General features: G+C 59.1%; 15 protein-coding genes. 6 read left to right on the top strand and 9 right to left on the bottom strand.

The genetic code is table 11. The annotated features are described in order from the left end of the window. Nucleotides 1-18: 18 nt before the first annotated feature. Genes mobB through ABOK31_RS08310 form a run of 3 tightly spaced genes read right to left on the bottom strand, consistent with a single transcriptional unit; the run spans nucleotide 19 to nucleotide 2,118 of the window. Complete coding sequence (mobB, locus tag ABOK31_RS08320; RefSeq protein ID WP_349958469.1) at nucleotides 19-549, bottom strand: molybdopterin-guanine dinucleotide biosynthesis protein B; 531 nt, start codon at nucleotides 547-549, stop codon at nucleotides 19-21. Continuing rightward, nucleotides 546-1,196, bottom strand: coding sequence for a molybdenum cofactor guanylyltransferase MobA (gene mobA, locus ABOK31_RS08315; RefSeq protein ID WP_349958468.1), 651 nt, complete (start codon nucleotides 1,194-1,196; stop codon nucleotides 546-548). The genes mobB and mobA overlap by 4 nt, the downstream gene beginning before the upstream one ends. Nucleotides 1,197-1,206: 10 nt before the next feature. Continuing rightward, nucleotides 1,207-2,118: a DMT family transporter gene (locus ABOK31_RS08310; RefSeq protein ID WP_174179522.1), complete on the bottom strand. Its 912-nt coding sequence runs from the start codon at nucleotides 2,116-2,118 to the stop codon at nucleotides 1,207-1,209. Nucleotides 2,119-2,453: 335 nt separating this feature from the next. Here ABOK31_RS08310 and ABOK31_RS08305 point away from each other — a divergent pair, with 335 nt between their 5' ends. Beyond that, nucleotides 2,454-5,003 carry a methyl-accepting chemotaxis protein gene (locus tag ABOK31_RS08305; protein ID WP_349958465.1) on the top strand — a complete coding sequence of 850 codons (2,550 nt, stop codon included), beginning with the start codon at nucleotides 2,454-2,456 and terminating at the stop codon, nucleotides 5,001-5,003. Between the two features lie 80 nt (nucleotides 5,004-5,083). Here the strand turns inward: ABOK31_RS08305 and moaA are convergent, their stop codons facing one another. Next, complete coding sequence (moaA, locus tag ABOK31_RS08300; protein ID WP_174179519.1) at nucleotides 5,084-6,133, bottom strand: GTP 3',8-cyclase MoaA; 1,050 nt, start codon at nucleotides 6,131-6,133, stop codon at nucleotides 5,084-5,086. A 133-nt stretch (nucleotides 6,134-6,266) separates the two neighbouring features. Between moaA and ABOK31_RS08295 the strand changes: the two genes are divergently transcribed. Next, nucleotides 6,267-6,641 carry a DUF971 domain-containing protein gene (locus ABOK31_RS08295; RefSeq protein WP_174179517.1) on the top strand — a complete coding sequence of 125 codons (375 nt, stop codon included), beginning with the start codon at nucleotides 6,267-6,269 and terminating at the stop codon, nucleotides 6,639-6,641. A 32-nt stretch (nucleotides 6,642-6,673) separates the two neighbouring features. Then, nucleotides 6,674-7,873, top strand: a complete 1,200-nt coding sequence (locus tag ABOK31_RS08290) for a low temperature requirement protein A (protein ID WP_174179515.1) — start codon at nucleotides 6,674-6,676, stop codon at nucleotides 7,871-7,873. Here ABOK31_RS08290 and ABOK31_RS08285 read toward each other — a convergent pair. Then, entirely contained in the window at nucleotides 7,867-8,352 is a 486-nt protein-coding gene (locus tag ABOK31_RS08285; protein WP_174179513.1) for a MarR family transcriptional regulator, read from the bottom strand. The genes ABOK31_RS08290 and ABOK31_RS08285 overlap by 7 nt on opposite strands. Before the next feature lie 45 nt (nucleotides 8,353-8,397). Here ABOK31_RS08285 and ABOK31_RS08280 point away from each other — a divergent pair, with 45 nt between their 5' ends. Together ABOK31_RS08280 and ABOK31_RS08275 are read left to right on the top strand one after the other, a co-directional pair. After that, entirely contained in the window at nucleotides 8,398-9,363 is a 966-nt protein-coding gene (locus ABOK31_RS08280) for an alpha/beta fold hydrolase (RefSeq protein ID WP_349958462.1), read from the top strand. A 58-nt stretch (nucleotides 9,364-9,421) separates the two neighbouring features. After that, a complete protein-coding gene (locus ABOK31_RS08275; RefSeq protein WP_349958460.1) occupies nucleotides 9,422-10,030 on the top strand; it encodes a pyridoxamine 5'-phosphate oxidase family protein in 609 nt (202 codons plus the stop codon). Between the two features lie 54 nt (nucleotides 10,031-10,084). Here the strand turns inward: ABOK31_RS08275 and ABOK31_RS08270 are convergent, their stop codons facing one another. The 4 genes from ABOK31_RS08270 to fumC all read right to left on the bottom strand — a co-directional run bounded on the left by ABOK31_RS08270 (nucleotide 10,085) and on the right by fumC (nucleotide 15,197). Continuing rightward, nucleotides 10,085-11,152 (bottom strand): GGDEF domain-containing protein, encoded by a 1,068-nt coding sequence (locus tag ABOK31_RS08270; protein WP_349958459.1) that lies wholly within the window; start codon nucleotides 11,150-11,152, stop codon nucleotides 10,085-10,087. Between the two features lie 198 nt (nucleotides 11,153-11,350). Beyond that, the gene (locus tag ABOK31_RS08265) at nucleotides 11,351-12,958 is read right to left on the bottom strand and encodes a fumarate hydratase (RefSeq protein ID WP_349958457.1); all 1,608 of its coding nucleotides are present in this window, start codon (nucleotides 12,956-12,958) and stop codon (nucleotides 11,351-11,353) included. 163 nt (nucleotides 12,959-13,121) lie between these two features. Next, complete coding sequence (locus tag ABOK31_RS08260) at nucleotides 13,122-13,682, bottom strand: nucleotidyltransferase family protein (RefSeq protein WP_349958455.1); 561 nt, start codon at nucleotides 13,680-13,682, stop codon at nucleotides 13,122-13,124. 123 nt (nucleotides 13,683-13,805) lie between these two features. Next, nucleotides 13,806-15,197 (bottom strand): class II fumarate hydratase, encoded by a 1,392-nt coding sequence (fumC, locus tag ABOK31_RS08255; RefSeq protein WP_349958453.1) that lies wholly within the window; start codon nucleotides 15,195-15,197, stop codon nucleotides 13,806-13,808. Between fumC and ABOK31_RS08250 the strand changes: the two genes are divergently transcribed. Continuing rightward, a complete protein-coding gene (locus ABOK31_RS08250) occupies nucleotides 15,196-15,393 on the top strand; it encodes a hypothetical protein (protein WP_174179501.1) in 198 nt (65 codons plus the stop codon). The genes fumC and ABOK31_RS08250 overlap by 2 nt on opposite strands. Nucleotides 15,394-15,526: the final 133 nt, after the last annotated feature.

Here is a 15,526-nt window from a genome sequence, read left to right as displayed (position 1 = left end):
GGAAACCGGCGGCTTTTTTTATTTCGTCGGTTTGCCGAGGCCGACTTTCGCCGCGATGAAATCAGCGATGGCGAGCGTATCGTCAAGGTCGAAAACGGCAAGCGGACCCGTGTCTTCCACCAGATGGTCGGCGGCGATGGCGACGATGTGAGGGTCCTGCGGGGCCAGCGGCTCGCACTTAGCCGCTTCCAGCCGTCGGGCCTCGATTTTCGGTATGGGTTCGCGCTTGTAGCCCTCGATCAGAACGAGGTCGCAAGGGGCAAGACGCGCCAGTATTTCTTCGAAGCTCGGTTCCGGATCGCCGCGCAATTCGTGCATGATGGCATAGCGCGTGCCGGAGACGATGGTGACTTCATGCGCGCCCGCCTCACGATGGCGAAAGCTGTCGGCGCCGACCTTGTCGATATCGAAATCGTGATGCGCATGCTTGATGGTCGAGATCCGATAGCCGCGCTGCGTGAATTCGGTGACCAGTCGCACGGCAAGTCCCGTCTTGCCGGAATTCTTCCAGCCGGCGATGCCGAAGATCTTGGGCCGGGATTTCGTCATGACATGTTTTCCAAAGCTGCCAGCCATGCCTCTGCTTCGGCGAGATCGGCTGGTGTATTGATGTTGAAGAAGGGGTCGAGAGGGCCGATCGCCGTTTCGATCGCGGGAAATTCCACCCGCCGCACCTTATGCGGGGCGAGGAAATCTCTTACGCGCCGCTTCTCGTCGGAGACGATCCATCGCTCCAGATCGGCGGCGGCGGAGATGGGCCATAGACCGAAAACAGGATGATCCTGGCCGAGCGATGCTGCAATGGCAATCTCATCGGGGCCGCGAATGACATGGGCGAGGCGGGCGACCAGATCGGGGGGAAAGAACGGGGTGTCGATGGGGATGGTGGCGACATGCGAGACCTGGGGGTAGCGCAATATCGTGTCTTGCATTGCGGCAAGGACACCCGCAAGCGGACCTAATTTGCCCGGAATTCCGTCGGGAACAAGCGGCATCCCCATGACGTCTGGCCAATCGGCCTCGGCATTCAGAGCGATTGGTTTGCGTTGCCTTTCGGCGATCTTCGAGGAGATGCGAGCGAGTAAGCTTTCGCCGGCGAGCAATGCAAAGGCCTTGTTCGCGCCCATCCGGCTCGACCTGCCTCCCGCAAGCAGAACGACGGGAATATCTTCGGGACTGGCGATGAAGTCGGACATGATTGCGACCTCAGGCGGGAACGCGGGGTTCTGATTCCTGCACGGCGGGTTCGGCCGCCCGCCGTTTGCTTTCGCGATAGAAAGTATAGATGCCCGAGACGATGACAACAGCGGCGCCGAAGATGGACCAGCTGTCCGGCACCTCGTTGAAAACAATCAAACCGAGCAAGGCGGACCAGATAAGGCTCAGGTAGCGGAACGGCGCGACGAAGGAGATTTCGCCGGTGCGCATGGCCAGGATCACCATCTGATAACCGACCAGCACGAGAACGGAGGCCAACAGGATCTGTATCAGCGATGTCGTACTCACCGGCTGCCATCCTCCGAAAGGAACGATGCACAAGGCGCCGAAGATGGATATGGAAAATGCGGTGCAGAGCGTGACCATCAGCGACGGCACATTCTTGTCGATGCAGCGGGTTGCCAGATCGCGGGCAGCAGTCACAAACATGCAGGCGATGACGAGCAAGGCTGCAGTGGTGAAACCCTCCGGACCGGGCCGGATGATGATCAGCACGCCGATGAAGCCGACGCCTATCGCCGTCCACCGCCGCCAGCCCACAGGCTCCTTCAGAAAGATCATCGCGCCGAGCGTGACCGCCAGCGGCACGGCCTGCTGGATGGCGGAAGCATTGGCGATGGGCATCATCCCGAGAGCGGTGATGTAGGTTGCGGCGGCTATCGCTTCGCAGGCGATCCGTAGCGCGATCATCGGCTGCAGGATGACTTTCCAGGAGCGCATGGCACCCATCCTGCGGGCCAGCAGATAGACAAAAAAGGTCGTGAACAAGCCGCGAATGAAGATGATCTCGCCCGCATTCATCGTGGCGATGACTGTTTTGGACAGCGCATCGCTGCAGCAGAAGCCGGCCATGGATACGGCCATGAAGAGCGCGCCCTGCGTATTCTTGGTCAGTCGCATGAGAAAGATGAGTCCCCCGATATGCCTATCTCGATTAGCGCCGTTTTCCGCAAATTGGAATCGGTTGTCTTTTGACTGCGGTTGAATTCGATTGTGCAGTGCAGCGGAGTTGTTGCGAAAATGGCATGTTTTTCGCGCAATGGTCGCGAAATGATACGGCGGTTGTAAATTTTTTGCCGATGCGACCGGTTTCAGGCGAACGATTAATCCTTATTCAATCTTATTTTCCGAGGCTCTTTGCGGTTTTGCATGAGGCAGAAGCAGCTACCGCAGCGCAGCAGGAATGACGATCCCGCCTTCGCTGGAGATTTTTAATAATCCAGTTGAGGCGCCGCATGTTTTTCATTGATCGTCTTTTGCAAGGCCGCAGGATTGTCACCAAAGTCCTTATTTTCGTAGTGCCGCTGGTGGTTCTCATCGCCGGTGTCGGCCTCGTCGGTTATCACACGGCCAATATTCTGAACGGTCATATGACCGTGACGCGCGCCACGATCGAAAATATCAGCGACTTCGAAAACCTGCAGGCCGCCCTGCAGGAATTCACCGGGTCGCCTTCCGGAGATACGCGCCAGGCGCTCGCCGAAAAGATCGATGCGCAGGAAAAGGGCGTACTTCGCTTGAGCGGATTGCTGAGTGACGATCAGCGCGCCAAGATCGTTCCGGTCAGCGAGCTTGCCGCCAAGATGCGCACGCAGGAAGCGACCCTCTGGTCTATCAAACAAAAGCAGGATAGCGACGTCGAAGCCATCCAGAAGGCGGTGCAAAATGTCGAGGCGACCGCCAAGGCGGCCGGCAAGCAGATCGACATCATCCGCAAGGATTTCGGCGACAAGGAAACCTTCGCCAAGGAACTGCTTTACGATGCCGCTGCCTATAAGGGGCTGTCGGAGAAGATGAGCAATCTGCGCATTCAGGTGCAGATGGCAGCCGATTCCACCGAAGAGATTTCAGACGCGCGCACCTATGCCGACGCCATTTTGAAGCAGGTAACGGTTTCAAAGGCTCTCGTCTCCAAGCGTGGCGCCGCGCTCGTCGCGAACGCTTCCGACGCCGCCGACAAACTCGATGCGGTGTTGAAGGGCTCCGACACGCCCGATCAGAAGGTGGAAGCCATGGGTCCGATCCTGCAGAGCTTCGTGAAGATCGAAGGCGAGATGACGCTGCAGTCGGCCAAGAACAGCGACACTGCCGCCGATCGCTTCGTCAGTCTCGACAAGATCATCGATGGCCAGAAGGAGCTTCTGGATCACGTTGATCAGGCACTTGGCCTTGTCGATCGCCTGACGTTGCATGCCTCGCGCATGGAAAATGTCCGCGATGCTGCATCGCGCGAACTGGTGCTCGCGGACCTCAAGGATCTGCAGAGCGTTGCTGCCAGGATTTCGGAACTCGGCCAGACCAATGCCACGATGCGTGATTTCGCGGCTCATATGAAGCCGCTGATCGACGGCCTGACCAATGGATCGGCCGATCTGCTGCAGACTTCAGCCGACTGGAAGACGACGCGTGTTCAGTCCAACGCCCTGCTCGCCGACGCGATGACCTCGCTGCGCGGCTTCGTCGCCCAGGCGCAGGAGATCGGCAAGGAAGACAGCGAGCGCTCGGCCAATGTCTCGGTCATCGCCATGATCGTCGGCACGCTGCTTGCCATCATCGGTGGCTTGATGCTGGTGGAAACCCTGCGTGGCCCGCTAAAGCGCGTCGCCGACGTCATGACGCGCCTCGCAAGTGGTGATTTGGAAGTGGCGATCGACGGCCGTAATCGCGGCGACGAGATCGGTGACATGGTCCGCTCCGTCAGCGTCTTCCGCGATGCCGCTCTCGAAAACGTCCGGCTGGAGCGTGAGGCAGAAAGCGCCCGTGCGCTCTCTGCGGAAGAGGCATCCCGCCGCGCTGCCGAGCGCGCCCGCATCGAAGCCGAGCAGAAGCAGGCGCTCAATGCGCTGGCGGACGTTCTCGCCAAGCTTGCGGACGGCAATCTGGAAGAAGGCATGCGCGAGGATCTTTCCGCCGACTTCGTGGAAATGGCCTTCACCTACAATCACGCGGTTGAAGCTCTTCGCGAGACCCTGACGGATGTTCGCTACACGGCCGAAGAAATCAAGGGCGGCACCGGCAACCTCGCAATGTCGGCCGATGATCTGGCGCGGCGCACCGAGCAGCAGGCGGCCGCCCTCGAGGAAAGCTCACGGGCGCTGCACCGCCTCAGCGACGTTGTCCGCTCGACCGCTGATCGCGCCCGGCAAACGGCGAACTCCGTGAATGAGACGCAGGCCTATGCGACCCAGTCGGGCGAAGTCGTTGCGAAGGCTGTCGGCGCCATGAGCGAGATCAACCGTTCCTCCGAGAAGATCGCCACGATCATCAGCGTCATCGACGAGATTGCCTTCCAGACAAACCTGCTAGCGCTGAATGCCGGCGTCGAGGCTGCCCGTGCCGGCGAGGCTGGCCGCGGCTTTGCCGTCGTTGCTCAGGAGGTCCGCGAACTGGCACAGCGCTGCGCCAATGCAGCCAAGGAGATCAAGGGCCTGATTTCGGCAAGCTCCGCCCAGGTGCAGAACGGCGTTCATCTGGTCGAGCAGACCGGTGCTGCGCTGGCGGAGATCATCAGCCACGTTACTGGCGTCCAGAGGCTTGTTGCCGACATATCGTCTGCGACAACAGAGCAGTCGACCGGTATTGAGGAGGTGACGCGAGCCGTGTCCGAAGTGGAGCTCATCACCCAGCGCAACGCTGCGATGGTCGAGGAAAACAACGCCGAGATCCACGGCCTGCGCCAGCGTGTCGACATGCTATCCGAGAAGATCGATCGCTTCCGTACCGGCGATGGCGAGGTGGGTTACGCAGATCACGGCAACACGGACGTGCGTTATCGTGCGGCCTGAAACATAGGCTTTGCCAGCTTGTCAAAGCAAAGGGCGCGAGGTTCCTACCTCGCGCCCTTTGCTTTTCTATTAAGATAGTATCAGCCGCCGGTGACGCTCATGTGGCGAGCGACCGCCGGGCGGTTGTGCGTGCGGTCGATGATGAAGTCATGCCCCTTGGGCTTGCGGGTAATCGCTTCGTCGATCGCAGCATGGAGCAGGGCATCGTCCTCGCTCGCCCGCAGCGCCGTACGCAGGTCGGCCGCGTCGTTCTGCCCGAGGCACATATAGAGCGTGCCCGTGCAGGTGAGCCGCACGCGATTGCAGCTCTCGCAGAAATTATGGGTCATCGGCGTGATGAAGCCGAGGCGGCCGCCGGTTTCGGCGACTTCGACATAGCGGGCAGGGCCGCCCGTCTTGAAGGGGATATCGGTCAGCGTGAACTGACGTTCGAGATCAGCGCGCAACTGGGAAAGCGGCAGATACTGGTCGGTGCGATCCTCGTCGATCTCGCCCATGGGCATGGTCTCGATGACGGTCAGGTCCATGCCGCGACCGTGCGCGAACCGCAGCAGGCCGGGAATTTCGGTATCGTTGAAGCCTTTGAGCGCGACGGCATTCAGCTTGATCTTCAGCCCGGCTTTCTGCGCTGCGTCGATGCCTTCCATCACCTTGGAGAAATCTCCCCAGCGGGTGATCGCGCGGAATTTGTCGGGATCCAGCGTATCGAGCGAGACGTTGATGCGCCGCACGCCGCTATCGTAGAGCTCGTCGGCATGGCGGGCGAGCTGGGAACCGTTCGTCGTCAGGGTCAATTCGTCGAGCGCGCCGTTCTGCACGCTCTCACCGAGTTTCCGGACCAGAAACATGATGTTCTTGCGCACCAAGGGTTCGCCGCCGGTGAGCCTGATCTTGCGCACGCCCTTGGCGATGAAGGCGGAACAGAGCCGGTCGAGCTCTTCGAGCGTCAGTAGATCCTTCTTGGGCAAGAAGGTCATGTGCTCGGCCATGCAGTAGGTGCAGCGGAAGTCGCAGCGATCGGTGACGGAAACACGCAGATAGGTGACGGCACGCCCAAAGGGATCAATCATCGGGCCAGTATCCGCTGCCAGCGGCGCGGCGCCGCCTATCGTACCAACAATGCTATTCACTCGAACCTCCGTCAGGTCTCTAATGTGTGCATAGGCGATTGTTGCGTCAAGGAAAATGCCTTTCAATTATACTTGCGTGCGAACCTATAGCGGCATAATTCTCGGAAAGACACTGAAAGGCATGGGAAAATCGATGAGTGACGTTTGGCCGACCGAATTGCGGGTCTCGAAAGATCGTCGTCACCTCACGGTGACATTCGACAATGGCGCGAGCTTCGATTTGCCGGCCGAGATGCTGCGGGTGCTGTCGCCCTCCGCGGAAGTCCAGGGACATGGGCCGGGGCAGAAGGTTACCGTGCCGGGCAAGCGCGATGTCGGCATCATGTCGATGACGCCTACCGGCAATTATGCCGTGCGCATCGGCTTCGACGACATGCACGACACCGGCATTTTCACATGGTCCTATCTGCGCGAGCTCGGAGAGAAAGGCCAAGAGCTTTTCACGGCCTATGAGGCCGAGTTGAAGGAAAAGGGTCTCAGTCGTGACCCGATCGGAAAGCCGCACTAGCAAATCTCCAGTAACGGACAGGGGGCGCAAGCATGATCCTTGGGGGTAGGGAAAATTGGCTTCGCGCCAAGGGCAGCAAGAACGAGAGCAAGGTCTCCTTCGTCGAGCTGTTTTTCGATCTGGTCTTCGTTTTCTCGATTTCGCAGCTTGCCCATGCGCTGGCCGAGCATTTCACCCCATTGGGCGCCCTCGAAGCGATCATGCTGATCTTCGCGGTGTGGTGGGTCTGGGTTTTTACCGCCTGGGTGACGAACTGGCTCGATCCGGATCGAATGCCGGTACGCATCATGCTCTTCACGCTGATGTTTGCCGGGCTAATCCTCTCGGCCTCGATCCCCGAAGCTTTCGGCGAGAAGGCGATTTTCTTTGCCGGCGCCTACGTCTTCATGCAGGTGGGACGCTCGCTGTTCACCGTCTACGCCCTCAAGAATGCCAGTGCGGCCAACCATCGCAATTTCCTGCGTATCACCAGCTGGCTCGTCCTGTCCGGCATCTTCTGGATCGCTGGTGCGCTGATGGAAGGCGAGGCCCGCATCGTGCTTTGGCTGATCGCTCTCGTCATCGAATATTCGGCCCCTGCGCTCGGCTTCCGGGTACCTGGGCTCGGCAAGTCGACGACGGCGGACTGGGATGTGTCGGGCGCGCATCTGGCCGAACGCTGTGCGCTATTCATCATCATCTGCCTCGGCGAAGCGGTCCTGCAGGCTGGCAAGACCTTCGCCGAGCAGCCGGTAACGCCCTTGATAGTCGCGGTATTCATCACCGCTTTCGTCGGCACGGTTGCTCTCTGGTGGATCTACTTTCAGTTCGGTCATGAAAGGGCGGCACATCGTATCGAACATGACGACACGCCCGGCAGCCTCGCGCGCCAGGCGTTCACCTACGCGCATATTCCGATCCTCGCCGGAATCATTCTGAGCGTCGTCGGAGACGAATTCCTCTTTGCTCATCCGCATGATGCTGCCGACATGCACGCTGCAGCTGCCCTACTCGGTGGGCCGGCGGTCTTCCTGCTTGGAAATCTTTGGTTCAAAGGGGTGACCACCGGCCGGCCGCCACTGTCGCACATGGCTGGGCTCGTCGGGCTGGCGCTGCTGCTCATCACCTTGCCGATGGTCGTGGTCTACCAGCTCGGCATTCTCGCCACAGCCGTGCTTGTCGTCGTTGCTATCTGGGAATTCGCCTCGTTGAACCGGGTCGTTCCTTCGGCACGTTCGACTGGCGATCATTGATCGCCAACGGGCTCCAGCGGTTCACGCTCTTCCTGTATCAGGAGGCTGACGATGCGCTCCATATGCACGGTGATCGCTTCGCACTCTTCGATCGGCGCATCCGAGAGCATCCGGTCGATGAGCGCGGTCTGGATGGTCATGGCTTCCCCTGTGACACGTCGCCCTTCCTCGGTCAGGTGGAGGCGGAGCACGCGCTTGTCGAGACGGTCGCTGCGCCGTTCGATCAGTCCCCGCTTTTCCATCTGCGGCAACAACATGCTCATGTTGGAGCGGCCGACCAATAGCTTGCGGGCGAGTTCCTGCTGGGAAATCCCTTCAAAGCGAAACAGGTTGACGAGAATGTCGAGATGCGGCGGCTTGATGTCGAGATGCGCCAATTCCCGCGCCAGTGATTGTTGCATCAGCTGGCAGGCGCGCGCCACGGCGATCCAGCTTCGAAAACGCGGATGGTCCCAGGGAAGGGATTGATTTTTGTTCATCGTTGTACTTTATTGTTCATAGTTGAACATTGTTGGATTCCCACTATGCCATCCTTTGCGCTCGAGGTCACCCGGTCGGGTCTGTCCGGTCTTGAAAGGCTGTCTCCGCGGCTGGCCGGCAAGGCAGCTTTCCGGCTTTTCTGTCTGACGCCATCGCGCCGGCCGCGCGGCTCAAAGGCCAAGGCGGCGCATATGGAGGGCAGGGAGCGTCTTCTGGCGGCGGAGCGGGTGATGCTGCCGTTTCCGGGCGGCCGCGCCATGGCCTATCGTTTCAATGGCGGAGCCAAGGGATCGCGCAAACGCTATCTCGTGGTACATGGTTGGGGTTCCAGCAGTGAATACATGTCCGAGCTTGCTACCTTCCTTGCCGATCGTGGGGCAGAGGTGATCTCGCTCGATCTTCCCGGGCATGGCCGTTCGGGCGGACGGTTCCTGAATGTGCGTCTGGCCGTTTCCGCCATCGCAGCCGCTTCTGCCCGCTTCGGAGGTTTCGATGCCGCGATCGGACATTCCTTCGGCGGCGCGTCTCTGACGCTGGCCTCTGCCGGCTTTCTACCCGATGTCGATCCGCTCCAGCCGGGCAAGCTGGTGCTGATCGGCGCGCCGAGCGCCATGGGCTGGCTGTTCAAGGATTTCGGCCGCCTGATGCGGCTCGGGCCGGCGACACAAGCGAGCCTGGAAGACGAGGTTCGCCGCGTGACGGGCAGAACGCTTGCCTCCTATGACCAGAAGCGCGGCAGGCTCGATCCGAGCCGACCGGTCCTTGTCGTTCATGCCGAAGATGACAAGGAGGTGAGTGCCGATCATGCTCGCGCCTATGCCGCCGAGGGATCGCATGTCCACCTTTTCTGGGCTAATGGCTTCGGTCATCGGCGCATCGTCAGCGCTCCGCCGGTCTTTGACGCCATCGAAAGCTTCCTCGCCGAGGATATCGAGGCGGAAAATCCGCTCGGAAATCAGGACGGGACGGTGCTATCGTTTTATCGAACCTCGCTGCGTCGCTCGTCATAGCAATATCTGCGTCGCGCGGGCTTTTGGGGCAGATCGCCAAAAGGAGGCGCGAGGCAGCATGCGTATCGTTACTTCAGTCGAGGAACTGAAAGGGCTCTATGGGGATGCCGGCGAGGCGTCGATCACCAAGGTAGCGAGCGTCCTGACACCGCTCTATCGCCGGATGATCGAAGTATCGCCCTTCATGGCATTGGCAACGGTCGGACCGGAGGGTCTGGATTGCTCACCGCGCGGTGATCTGGGTGGGGTCGTTCGCGTGGAGGATGAGAAGACCCTGCATCTGCCGGATTGGCGCGGCAATAACCGCGTCGATTCTCTTGCGAATATCGTGCGCGATCCGCGCATTGCGCTGATGTTCCTCATCCCCGGGTCGAATACGACGATGAGGCTCAATGGTCGGGCAGTCGTCTCTATCGAGCCGACTTTACTCGACAGTTTCGAGATGGATGGCAAGCATCCACGCTGCGTCATCGTCATCACGATCGAGGAAGTCTATTTCCAGTGCGCGCGGGCGGTGATGCGAGCTGAGCTTTGGAATGCGGAACGGTTCGTCGATCCGGCAAGCCTGCCGAGCCCCGGTATGATGCTCAAGGCTGCAAGGGCCGATTTCGATCAGGAAACTTATGATCGCGAGGCGCCGGCGCGGGCGGCCAAGACGCTGTGGTAAACAAGCCGCCGGCATGCCTGGGAAAGCAGCGCCGGCGGTTGGTTGGCTTCACTTCTAATTTTTGTAGATGAGCCAACTTTTGGTGAAATCCTTCTGCATGCCGTCCTGATAGACACTGCTGCAGTTGCGGCCGGCATTCTTGGCGCAGTAAAGCGCCAGATCGGCCTTGTTATACAGCTCTCCTGAATCGGCTGCTTCCGAAGCCATGCAGATGCCGAGCGAGAGGGTGATCGGACCGTAATCGACCCTGGTGCGGGAATTCTTGAAAGGCGTCATCTCCAGCGTGCGGCGGATTCGTTCGCAGACTGTCGTGACGTCTTCGACGCTGGCGGCTTCCAGAATCAGGGCGAATTCCTCGCCGCCAATGCGGGCAACGAAGACATCGCGGCGTACATTGGCGCGGATGATGGAGGCGACGGTCGCAAGGATCTTGTCGCCGACCGGATGGCCGAATGTGTCGTTGATCCGCTTGAAGTGATCGATATCGGCGAGCACCAGCGCCGTCGTCGGGCGGGTCAAATGGTTGTCGAAGATGGAGATCAGCCGGTCCTCGAAGGCGCGGCGGTTGGAAAGGCGGGTCAGGGCATCGGTGTTGGCGATGCGCTTGTATTCGTCCAACTCCTTGCGGACCAGCTCCATTTCCTGGCTGCGCTGGGCGACGTTCTCGACCGTCTTTTCACCATGAGCCATGGTGTCGCCCGTCGCAGCGGCGAGCATGTCGATGGCGCCGCGCAGCAGTTCGGCGCTGTTGTGGCTCCTGGAGCTTATGCTTTGGCAGGTCTCGCCCAGCAGGCGATTGTAGCTCTGGAGCGTCGTCTGTTCCTGGCGCAGGGCGCGCAGGACGGCATCAAGTTCGGAGGTCAGGCGAGCGTGCGCATCGTCGAAGACGCGACCTGCGTGATGCGGGAAATACTTAGCGCCTATCTCGTCCAGCTCTTCCTGCGTGGCGCTCTTGCCGAGAGCTGCCAGTTCACGGGTGAGAGCGAGATTGGAGCCGATATAGGCTTCGTAGAAAAGTTCGTAATTGCGCGGAATAGGTGCGACCCCCATGGATCGCATGGCGTATGTAATCTGCCCTGCCACGTCGGGAATTTGCGCCTTGGGCGCAATCGCCGTACTCATCGGTGAGCTCCGTAACATGTATTGGTTAAATCCCTTCTTTATCTACGCAAAGATTCTTTGAGAAAATATTAAGGACGTGATTGTGAAAAATCTTCTGTGATTACGGTTTTATTCGGAAATAATTACAATTAAAGGACGCTTTTACAGAAGGGGCGCTGATGCGCCCCTTTCAATACGATCGATCAAGGGCAGAAATTTCTATCCTAGATTGAGTTCCTGGAAGAAATCGTTGCCCTTGTCGTCAATGACGATGAAGGCGGGAAAATCCTCGACCTCGATCTTCCAGACGGCTTCCATGCCGAGTTCGGGATATTCGAGAACCTCTACTTTCTTGATGCAATCCTGGGCAAGGCGCGCTGCCGGACCGCCGATCGAACCGAGATAGAAGCCGCCATATTTCCTGCAGGCTTCACGCACGGCGCGCGAACGGTTGCCCTTGGCAAGCATGACCATGGAGCCGCCGAACGACTGGAACTGGTCGACATAGCTGTCCATGCGGCCCGCGGTCGTCGGGCCGAAGGAGCCGGAGGCATAGCCGGCCGGCGTCTTTGCCGGACCGGCATAATAGACCGGATGGTTCTTCAAGTATTCCGGCATGCCTTCGCCCTTTTCCAGGCGTTCACGGATCTTGGCATGTGCCAGATCACGCGCGACGATGATGGTGCCGGTGAGCGACAGGTGCGTCTTGACCGGATGCGCCGACAACTCGGCCAGGATATCGGCCATCGGCCGGTTGAGATCGATGCGGATCATCGATTCCGAAAGCTTGGCTTCGTCGATTTCGGGCATGTATTTCGACGGATCGGTCTCGAGCTGTTCGATGAAGATGCCGTCGCGGGTGATCTTGCCCTTCGCCTGACGGTCGGCGGAACAGGAGACACCAAGCCCGATCGGCAGCGAGGCGCCATGGCGGGGCAGGCGGATGACGCGGACGTCGTGGCAGAAATACTTGCCGCCAAACTGCGCGCCGACGCCGAGGCTCTGCGTCAGCTTGTGAATTTCCTTCTCCATTTCGACATCCCGGAAGGCGTGCCCGCTTTCGGAGCCTTCCGTGGGAAGACAGTCGAGATATCGCGTCGAGGCGAGCTTGACCGTCTTCAGGTTCATCTCCGCTGACGTGCCGCCGATGACGATGGCGAGATGATAGGGGGGGCAGGCTGCCGTGCCGAGCGTCAGGATCTTCTCTTTCAGGAAATCCAGCATGCGGTCATGGGTGAGCAGCGAAGGCGTACCCTGGTAGAGAAAGGTCTTGTTGGCCGAGCCGCCGCCCTTGGCGACGAAGAGGAATTCGTAGGCGTCGGTGCCTTCTTCATAGATGTCGATCTGCGCCGGCAGATTGTTCTTGGTGTTCTTTTCCTCGAACATCTTGATCGGCGCGAGCTGCGAGTAACGCAGGTTCTTCTTCTCGTAGGCGTCGAGTACGCCCTTGGCCATCGCGCCGCTGTCGCCGCCTTCGGTCCAGACGCGGCGGCCCTTCTTCGCCATGATGATGGCAGTGCCGGTGTCCTGGCACATCGGAAGCACGCCACCGGCGGCGATATTGGCGTTTTTCAGCAGATCGTAGGCGACGAAGCGGTCGTTGTCGGTCGCCTCAGGATCTTCCAGGATTGACGCGAGCTGCTTCAAATGGCCAGGGCGCAAAAGATGATTGATATCGGCAAAGGCCGTTTCGGCAAGCAGCCGGATGCCTTCGGGGTCGACGGTCAGGATCTCCTGGCCTTTGAACGTGTCGACGGAAACATAATCGCCGGAAATCTTGCGATAGGGGGTCGTGTCGTCGCCGAGGGGAAATAGATCGTCAGCCATATGGGAAACCTTTCAAGCCGGATGGCGGGGAAGATGTTTGGAAACGATCTAAATCCGGCTTGCGTCAAAAGCAATTGTTGATGGTGACCTGGTTGTGTGAGGCATCAGCCGATCAGTTCAGACATGCAGGAAGCGGGCGCTTGATTCCCACGTCGCAATGCTCTCAGTATCTTATCGATAGCCAAGGCCACCTGATCAGAAAGTCAGCACATTTTCGTTTGAACAGATCTGGCTGTGCATTGGCAGGGTTTATGCGCAATATGCCGTTCCACATGTCATCGAAGCCATCTGGCGCGTACACGCTTCCACCTTCTGCTCTTATGCCAACACGAGTGCAGGAGATCAGATAGCGATCAATGCCTTCTTCCGCGCGCTGAAGAGGCGGATAAGACCTTCCGAATTTTTTCGAATACCAAAGATGAACTCGAGCCTGATTTCGAATCTCGATCCGATCCGCCAAACTTCCGAGAGCCTGCTTCACCTTCTGAATGACTTTATCTTCGGCTTCCCACGATAGATCTCGATCATCAAAATAGAAGATATCGTAATCTTTGACGCCCCATGTCGGGGAATGCCCACTTTTGAAATTCCACACCGTTTGAAATAGGCATCCGGCAGTAAGGATGCATTGGGGTAGCTTGAGAAGAGGAAGGCGATCAAGCAGTTCCCTGTTGATCTGATTCTCCAGCACATGCGCTACAAAGTCGGATGTCGTTATCGACATTGATACCTCCGTTTGTTCGCTTTATGTTCTGAAAATTGATCAATCTCGTCAAGGGAACGGAGGCTATCTCCACAGAGGACGCCCCGGCCATTTGTCGGGGCGATTTGTCTCCAGTGGGTGATTTTACTTCGGACCTATCATCGTCTCCGGCCGGACGATGGCGTCATATTCCTCCGAAGACACCAATCCGCTTGCGAGCGCTTCTTCCTTCAGCGTCGTGCCATTCTTGTGGGCCGTCTTGGCGATCTTTGCGGCATTGTCGTAGCCGATCTTCGGCGCGAGTGCCGTCACCAGCATCAGTGACCGCTCCAGGCCTGCCTTGATGTTGTCTTCGCGCGCCTCGATGCCGACGACGCAATTATCGGTGAAGGAGACGGCGGCGTCGCCGAGCAACTGCACAGACTGCAGGAAATTGTAGGCCATCATCGGATTATAGACGTTGAGCTCGAAATGGCCCTGGCTGCCGGCAAAGGTGAGGGCGGCATTGTTGCCGAAGACCTGAATGCAGACCTGCGTCAGCGCTTCGCACTGGGTCGGATTGACCTTGCCCGGCATGATCGAGGAGCCCGGCTCGTTTTCCGGCAACGACAATTCGCCGAGACCGGAGCGCGGGCCGGAGCCGAGCAAGCGGATATCATTGGCGATCTTGAAGAGAGCTGCCGCCGCGGCGTTGATCGCGCCGTGGCTGAACACCATCGAGTCATGGGCTGCCAGCGCCTCGAACTTGTTCGGCGCGGTGACGAAGGGCAGGCCGGTAATCCCGGCGATCTCGTCGGCGACCCTCTCGGCAAAGCCGATCGGCGCGTTGAGCCCGGTTCCGACCGCCGTGCCGCCCTGGGCGAGTTCGCAAAGGCCCGGCAGGGTCAGCTCGATGCGCTTGATCGAGGAGGCGACCTGGGCGGCATAGCCGGAAAATTCCTGGCCAAGCGTCAGCGGTGTCGCATCCTGCGTGTGGGTGCGGCCGATCTTGATGATATGGGCGAAGTCGGCCACCTTCTTTTCCAGTGCGGCATGCAGATGTTGCAAGGCTGGCAGCAAGTGATGAACGATCTGCTCGGCGCAGGCGATGTGCATGGCCGTCGGATAGGTGTCGTTCGACGACTGGCTCATGTTGACGTGGTCGTTCGGATGCACCGGCTTCTTCGAGCCCATGACACCGCCGAGCATTTCGATCGCGCGGTTCGAAATCACCTCATTGGCGTTCATGTTCGACTGCGTGCCGGAGCCGGTCTGCCAGACGACCAGCGGAAAGTGATCGTTGAGCTTGCCGTCGATGACTTCCTGCGCCGCCGCGACGATTGCCTTGCCGAGCGCCGGGTCGAGCTGGCCGAGTTCCATATTGGCGCGTGCGGCCGCTTGCTTGACGATGCCGAGCGCGCGGACGACCGATAGCGGCTGCTTTTCCCAGCCGATCTTGAAATTGCCGAGCGAGCGCTGCGCCTGTGCGCCCCAATAGCGGTCGCTGGCGACTTCGATCGGGCCAAAGGTATCGGTTTCGGTGCGGGTGGACGTCATGTTCCTGGTCCTGCTTTTCATTGAGACAGATAGCAGCCATATAAGCCCGAACAGCGCCCAAGAAAACATCAAAGCGCCATTTGATGACTTTGCTATTCAAGTTTTCTGCCAAGGCGGCGTGCTCTTTTTAACACGCCCCGCATATATTAATGGGGGCGCATTTGGGGCGCTTAAAAAGTCCCGGAAATTTCAATAAAAGATTAACCAATAATTTCATAATTCGGTGTGGACTGAGCGCGGAAGACGCCGCTGCTTCGTAACATGAAGTTGAGGCATTGAACGAAAGGCGGGGTCTCGCCGTTTTCACTATATCAGGTGTATGATGCCGA

The organism is Rhizobium sp. ZPR4 (genome assembly GCF_040215725.1).
Lineage (GTDB): Bacteria > Pseudomonadota > Alphaproteobacteria > Rhizobiales > Rhizobiaceae > Rhizobium > Rhizobium rhizogenes_D.
This window is presented reverse-complemented; position numbering and strand designations above follow the sequence as displayed.